The organism is Mycobacterium sp. E3198 (assembly GCF_001667015.1).
In the GTDB taxonomy this organism is placed as follows: Bacteria; Actinomycetota; Actinomycetes; order Mycobacteriales; family Mycobacteriaceae; genus Mycobacterium.
Window position 1 is genome coordinate 23,254 of sequence record NZ_LZIS01000088.1, and the last position, 6,118, is coordinate 29,371.

General features: G+C 70.2%; 8 protein-coding genes. 4 read left to right on the forward strand and 4 right to left on the reverse strand.

Translation table 11 applies throughout. The annotated features are described in order from the left end of the window. Positions 1 to 100 precede the first annotated feature (100 nt). Complete coding sequence (locus tag A5673_RS09695) at positions 101 to 433, forward strand: DUF732 domain-containing protein (RefSeq protein WP_068230522.1); 333 nt, start codon at positions 101 to 103, stop codon at positions 431 to 433. A 37-nt stretch (positions 434 to 470) separates the two neighbouring features. Then, the gene (locus A5673_RS09700; protein ID WP_068230524.1) at positions 471 to 875 is read left to right on the forward strand and encodes a hypothetical protein; all 405 of its coding nucleotides are present in this window, start codon (positions 471 to 473) and stop codon (positions 873 to 875) included. 11 nt (positions 876 to 886) lie between these two features. Here A5673_RS09700 and A5673_RS09705 read toward each other — a convergent pair whose 3' ends face one another. After that, on the reverse strand, positions 887 to 2,074 hold the full coding sequence (locus tag A5673_RS09705; RefSeq protein WP_068230527.1) for an acetyl-CoA C-acyltransferase: 1,188 nt from the start codon (positions 2,072 to 2,074) through the stop codon (positions 887 to 889). Positions 2,075 to 2,168: 94 nt separating this feature from the next. On the opposite strand from A5673_RS09705, the gene A5673_RS09710 reads away from it, so the two are divergent. Beyond that, the gene (locus tag A5673_RS09710) at positions 2,169 to 2,642 is read left to right on the forward strand and encodes a helix-turn-helix domain-containing protein (protein WP_068230546.1); all 474 of its coding nucleotides are present in this window, start codon (positions 2,169 to 2,171) and stop codon (positions 2,640 to 2,642) included. Between the two features lie 84 nt (positions 2,643 to 2,726). Here the strand turns inward: A5673_RS09710 and rsgA are convergent, their stop codons facing one another. Further along, positions 2,727 to 3,707 carry a ribosome small subunit-dependent GTPase A gene (gene rsgA, locus A5673_RS09715; RefSeq protein WP_068230529.1) on the reverse strand — a complete coding sequence of 327 codons (981 nt, stop codon included), beginning with the start codon at positions 3,705 to 3,707 and terminating at the stop codon, positions 2,727 to 2,729. Further along, positions 3,704 to 4,987 carry a 3-phosphoshikimate 1-carboxyvinyltransferase gene (gene aroA / locus A5673_RS09720; RefSeq protein WP_068230533.1) on the reverse strand — a complete coding sequence of 428 codons (1,284 nt, stop codon included), beginning with the start codon at positions 4,985 to 4,987 and terminating at the stop codon, positions 3,704 to 3,706. Before aroA ends, rsgA begins: the two co-directional genes overlap by 4 nt. A 43-nt stretch (positions 4,988 to 5,030) precedes the next feature. Between aroA and A5673_RS09725 the strand changes: the two genes are divergently transcribed. After that, positions 5,031 to 5,798 carry an SOS response-associated peptidase gene (locus A5673_RS09725; protein WP_068230537.1) on the forward strand — a complete coding sequence of 256 codons (768 nt, stop codon included), beginning with the start codon at positions 5,031 to 5,033 and terminating at the stop codon, positions 5,796 to 5,798. A 9-nt stretch (positions 5,799 to 5,807) separates the two neighbouring features. Here the strand turns inward: A5673_RS09725 and A5673_RS09730 are convergent. After that, on the reverse strand, positions 5,808 to 6,118 hold a 311-nt coding region (locus A5673_RS09730), incomplete at its 5' end, for an HNH endonuclease signature motif containing protein (RefSeq protein ID WP_197518340.1).

The following is a 6,118-nucleotide window of genomic DNA, read 5'->3' on the forward strand; positions in this document are numbered from 1 at the left end:
GCGCTCGGTTTGCTAGCGGGCAAGTTCCAGCTAATGTAATTGCAGTCGCGCGAGCGGCGGGGGGGCTTGGAAATCCGTAGTCCACACCGAGGAGTCACGAATGAAGAAGCTCGCACGACTGACCGGCTCGCTCGCCGCCGTTCTGGGTGGCATCGCCGTCGCCGCCGCCCCGCTCGCCAATGCCGATTCGGCGGATGACGCCTACCTGCAGACGCTCAAGGACAAGGGCATCACCTGGCCAAGCGGCGCGGACCAGACGATGGTCCAAATCGGGCACGCGGTGTGCACCGACTGGTCCAAGGGGATGACGTTCGAGCAAACCCTTGCCGACGCGAAGTCGGGGATGCCGCAGTTAGCCGACACCTCGCTCGCCAAGATCATGGGTGCGTCGACCGGCGTTTACTGCCCGCAGTACTCCAGCAAGTTCGACTGAGCGCGGTCGTCTTCGCCCGGGCAGAGGACGTAGGTGAGTGACCGGTCCGGATAACCCGCAGCACACGATCGGGCTGCCCCTGACGTTGTTGATTCTGCTTGGCTGGATCGCGTTCTTCGTGTTCCTCTACCTCAGACGCCGCAGGAAATACGGAGGCCCTCCGAAATTCGCGGGCCCGCCGCTTTCGGGCACTGGGCGGATTCTGTTCGTGAGTCGCCAGGGACGCGGCCACCCGCCGCTGGATTCCAAAATTCGGCCGATTCGCTCGATTCGGCTGAGCGTGAAAATCCCCGGCCACGAACCGTATGACGCCACCGCAACCCAGGAGATTCCGGTATCGGCGTTGTATCGCATCGACCCCCATGGTGGGACCGTCGCGGTTCAGGTCGATTCCACCAACCTGAACTACGTGCGGGTCGATTTCGACCAGCCGATCACCTAGCGGCGCAGCACCTACCCGAGACGCTCGATGATGGTGGCGTTGGCCATGCCGCCGCCCTCGCACATCGTCTGCAGGCCGTAGCGGCCGCCGCGCTGCTCCAAAGCGTTCACCAGCGTGGTCATGATGCGAGCGCCGCTGGCGCCCAACGGATGTCCGATCGCGATGGCCCCGCCGTTGACGTTGGTCTTGGCCAGATCCGCACCGGTGTCGTGCGCCCACGCCAGCACCACGGGCGCGAACGCCTCGTTGACCTCGAACAGGTCGATGTCGGCCAGCGTCAGCCCGGCACGCTTGAGCACCTTCTCGGTGGCGGGGATGACCCCGGTCAGCATGTAGAGCGGGTCGGAGCCCACGACGGTCGTGGTGTGGATCCGCGCCAGCGGGCGCAGGCCCAGCCTCTTGGCGATCGCGCTCGTCGTGATCAGGACCGCGGCGCTGCCGTCGGACAGCGGCGACGAGTTGCCGGCCGTGATCGACCAATTGATCTGCGGGAAGCGCTCTTTGGCGGCCTCGCTGTAGAACGACGGCTGCAGTCCGGCGAGCGTCTCCACCGTCGTCCCGGGCCGGACGATCTCGTCGGTGCTCAGCCCGGCGATCGGGATCAGCTCGTTGTCGAAGAGCCCGTCCTTGGTGGCGCGGGCGGCCTTGTCGTGGCTGCCGGCGGAGAACTCGTCGAGCCGGGTGCGGGAGAAGCCCCACTTCGCGGCGATCAGTTCTGCGCTGATGCCCTGCGGCACCAGGCCGTCGGGGTAGCGGCGCGTCATGTCCTCGCCGAACGGGTTGGAGCCCGGCAGCACCGAGGTGCCCATCGGGACGCGGCCCATCGACTCGACGCCGCCCGCGACGACGAGGTCGTAGGCGCCGGCGAGGACGCCCTGCGCGGCGAAGCTGATGGCCTGCTGGCTGCTGCCGCACTGCCGGTCGATCGTGACGCCCGGGACCGACTCGGGAAATCCGGCCCCGAGCAGCGCGTTGCGCGCGATGTTGACGGCCTGGTCGCCGACCTGGGTGACGGCGCCGGCGATGACGTCGTCGAGCTGCGCCGGGTCGACCCCTGTGCGCGCCACCAGTTCGCGCAGGCTGTGGGCCAGCAGATCCGCGGGCAGCACGTCGTGCAGCGCGCCGCTGGCCTTGCCCTTCCCGATCGGGGTGCGGACGGCACCGACGATGACGGCGTCGCGGCCCTGGTAACCGGTCATGACTCCTCCTCGAGTCTGGAGCTAAGTATTACTCGCTGTACTCAGGTAAACATCTAGGTACACTAAAATCAACCCAGACCGGGAGGTGATGTACATGACATTTCTGCAGGGCGCCCTGGCGGACCGCGAGGCGTGGTCGGCGGTCGGCGAGTGCGCGATCGAAAAGACCATGGCGGTGGTCGGCACCAAGTCCGCGATGCTGATCATGCGCGAGGCCTACTACGGCACCACCCGGTTCGACGACTTCGCGCGCCGGGTGGGCATCACCAAGGCGGCCACGTCGGCGCGGCTGGCCGAACTCGTCGGCCTGGGCCTGCTCGAGCGACGGCCCTACCGCGAGCCCGGGCAGCGCGGCCGCGAGGAGTACGTGCTCACCGAGGCCGGGGTCGATTTCATGCCGGTGGTCTGGTCGATGTTCGAGTGGGGCCGACGCCATCTGCCCGGCCGCAACCGCCTGCGGCTCACCCACCTGGGCTGCGGGGCGGAGGCGAGCGTCGAAATCCGTTGCACCGAGGGGCATCTGGTGCCGCCCGACGAGCTCGGCATGCGGCTGGCCAAGTCCGGTTGAGCGCCGCCCGGTTGGCGCGAGCGTGCGCAAATGCACGGCTTTTGCGGCGTGTCGCCGTACCAACACGCACGCTCGCCGGGATGGTCAGGTCTCCCGCAGCGCCGCGAGCAGCGGGCGCGCCGCGGCGACGCGGCGGACGGCGGGGCCGGACAGCGTGTCGAGCGCGCATTCGGGATCGGCCGGCGGCCCCATGTGTCCGCAGCCGCGCGGGCAGTCGCTGATCGCCTCGGCCAGGTCGGAGAAGGCCATCAGCACGTCGTCGGGCTCGATGTGGGCCAGCCCGAACGAGCGGATTCCCGGCGTGTCGATCACCCAACCCCCGTTCTCCAGGGGGAGCGCCACCGACTGGGTCGAGGTGTGCCGCCCCCTGCCGATCTCCGTCACCTCGCCGACGGCCCGATCCGCCTCGGGCACAAGGCGATTCACCAGCGTCGACTTGCCGACGCCGGAATGGCCCAGCAGGACGGTGATCTGGCCGGCCAGCAGGTCGGCCACCGCGAGCAGCGGATCGTCGACGCCGGCGGCGACCACCGTCAGGTCCAGGTCCACGAACTGTTTGGCGAACGGCTCCGGCGGCGCGAGGTCCGTCTTGGTCAGGCACAGGATCGGGGTCAGGCCGCCGGCATAGGCGGCGATCAGCGCCCGGTCGACCAGCCCGGTGCGCGGCGGCGGGTCGGCCAGCGCCACCACGATCAGCAGCTGGTCGGCGTTGGCGACCACCACCCGCTCGGTGGGATCGGTGTCATCGGCGGTGCGCCGCAACACCGTTCGCCGCTCGCCGCGGCGCACGATGCGGGCCAGCGTGTCCGTTCGTCCGGACAGGTCGCCGACGAGGTCGACGTCGTCGCCGACGACGATCGGGGTGCGGCCCAGCTCGCGGGCCCGCATGGCCGTGACCCGGCGCTCGGGCCGGCCGCCCAGCACGCACCCCCAGCGCCCGCGGTCGACGCTGACCACCATCGCCGCCTCGGCGTCGGCGTGCTCGGGCCGCGTCTTGGTGCGCGGTCGCGAGCCCTTGCCGGAACGGACCTTGACGTCGGACTCGTCGTAGTCGCCCGGCTTCACATGCCGGGCTCCAGCATGCGCGCCCACAGCCGCGGAAACTCCGGCAGCGTCTTGCTCGTCGCGCCGATGTCATCGACCTCGACCCCGGCCACCCGCAGCCCGACGATCGCACCGGCCATGGCCATCCGGTGGTCGGCGTACGCGCGCCACACGCCGGGCCGCAGCGGCGTCGCGGTGATCACCAGGCCGTCGGGCGTTTCGGCGCAGTCGCCGCCCAGGCGGTTGATCTCGGCGCTCAACGCGGCGAGCCGGTCGGTCTCGTGGCCCCGCAGGTGGGCGATGCCGGTCAGCCGCGACACCGAGCCGGGCGTGGCCAGCGCGGCCAGCGCCGCCACCGACGGCGTGAGCTCGCCGACGGCGCGCAGGTCGACGTCAAAGCCGGGGTAGTCGGCCGAGCCGCGCACCTCCAGGGAGGAATCATGCTGTTTCACAACGGCATTCAGCTTGCCGAGAACTTCTACGATGTTGTCGGCGGGCTGCACGCTGGTCGCGGGCCAGCCGGTGATGCGCACCGACCCGCCGGTCACCACGGCCGCCGCGAGGAACGGCACGGCGTTGGTCAGGTCGGGTTCCACCTCCCAGTGCCGCGCCGCGACCGCGCCGGCGCGCACCCGCCAGCGGTTCGGGACGGAGTCGTCGACGTCGACGCCGGCCTGTCGCAGCATCACCGTCGTCATCGCGATGTGCGGCGCCGACGGCAGCTGCGATCCGGTGTGCTGGACCGTCAGGCCCTCGGTGAACGACGCGGCACACAACAGCAGGCCGGACACGAACTGCGACGACGCCGACGCGTCTATGGCCACGGTGCCGCCGGCGACCAACCCGCCGCCCCGGACCCGGAACGGCAGACCGCTCCCGTCGATCTTGACCCCCAGGCCGCGCAGCGCGTCCAGCAGCGGCGCGATGGGCCGGGACCGGGCCTGCTCGTCGCCGTCGAACACCACCACCGCGTCGGCCAGCGCCGCCAGCGGTGGGACGAACCGCAGCACGGTGCCGGCCAGGCCGCAGTCGATCGTGGCGTCGGGTCCGGGGGAGATGCGGCCGCTGACCGTCAGCTCGGATCCGTCCCCGTCGACGCGCAGGCCCAGGGTGCGCAGGGCCCCGATCATCAGGTCGGTGTCGCGGCTGCGCAGCGCCCCGCTGATCGTGGAGGGGCCGTGTCCCTGCGCGGCCGCCAGCCCGGCGAGCACCAGCGCCCGGTTGGTCTGCGACTTCGAGCCCGGGACGGTCACGGTCGCGTGCACCGGTGCGCTGGCGTGCGGGGCGGTCCACGTGGTCACCGCTACATCATCGCCTGTCCCGGGTTCTGCAACCATGGGAGCTATGTGCGGGCGGTTTGCGGTGACGACGGATCCGGCGAAGCTGGCCGAGAAGATCAAGGCGATCGACGAGGCGACCGGAACCTCCGAACGCGCGGCCGAGCCCAACTTCAACGTGGCGCCGACCACGACGATCGCGACCGTGGTCACCCGGCATGCCGAGCCCGACGACGACCCCACCCGCCGCGTCCGGTTGATGCGCTGGGGCCTGATCCCGCCGTGGGCCAAGGCCGGCGCCGACGGGGCGCCGGAGGGCAAGGGCCCGCTGCTGATCAACGCCCGCGCCGACAAGGTCACCAGCTCGCCCGCCTTCCGCGCGAGCGCCAAGTCCAAGCGTTGCCTGATCCCGATGGACGGCTACTACGAGTGGCGCGTCAACCCCGACCGCGACGGCAAGAAGTCGCGCAAGACGCCGTTCTTCATGTACCGCGAGGACGGCGAGCCGCTGTTCATGGCCGGGCTGTGGTCGGTGTGGAAGCCCAAGGACCAGAAGGACGCTCAACCGCTGCTGAGTTGCACGATCATCACCACCGACGCCCCGGGGGAGCTCGCTGAAATCCACGACCGGATGCCGCTGGTGGTGCCGGAACGGGACTGGGACCGCTGGCTGAACCCCGACGCCCCGGTCGACGAGGAACTGCTGGCCCGCGCGCCCGACGTGCGCGGCATCCGGATGCGCGAGGTGTCGACGTTGGTCAACAGCGTGCGCAACAACGGCCCGGAGCTGCTCGCACCGGTCGAGGAGCAATCCGAGCAGATGAAGCTGCTCTAGCGCGGATCGCTATGCCGCGCCGGGACTCTCGCCTTCGTCGTCGCTGTCGTTGTCGGGGTGGAGGAGTTTTTCGGGGTGGTGGTAGGTGTTGGTTCTGGGTTGGCCGCGGTCCAGATGCGGTGGGGGGATCCATTCGGTTTCGCCGTTGGTGTTGGTGCGGGTGGTCCAGCCTTGTTCGGCGAGGCGGTTGTCGGGGCCGCAGGCCAGGGTGAGGTCGTCGATGTCGGTGCGGTGGGTGGCCGCCCAGCCTTTGATGTGGTGGACCTGGGTGTGGTAGGCGGGGGCGTCGCAGCCGGGTTTGGTGCAGCCGCGTTCTTTGC

Coding starts and splice junctions, on each gene's coding strand:
- A5673_RS09695 (WP_068230522.1), top strand. CDS start 101: ATGAAGAAGCTCGCACGACTGACCGGCTCGCTCGCCGCCGTTCTGGGT.
- A5673_RS09705 (WP_068230527.1), bottom strand. CDS start 2,074: ATGACCGGTTACCAGGGCCGCGACGCCGTCATCGTCGGTGCCGTCCGC.
- A5673_RS09710 (WP_068230546.1), top strand. CDS start 2,169: ATGACATTTCTGCAGGGCGCCCTGGCGGACCGCGAGGCGTGGTCGGCG.
- A5673_RS09725 (WP_068230537.1), top strand. CDS start 5,031: ATGTGCGGGCGGTTTGCGGTGACGACGGATCCGGCGAAGCTGGCCGAG.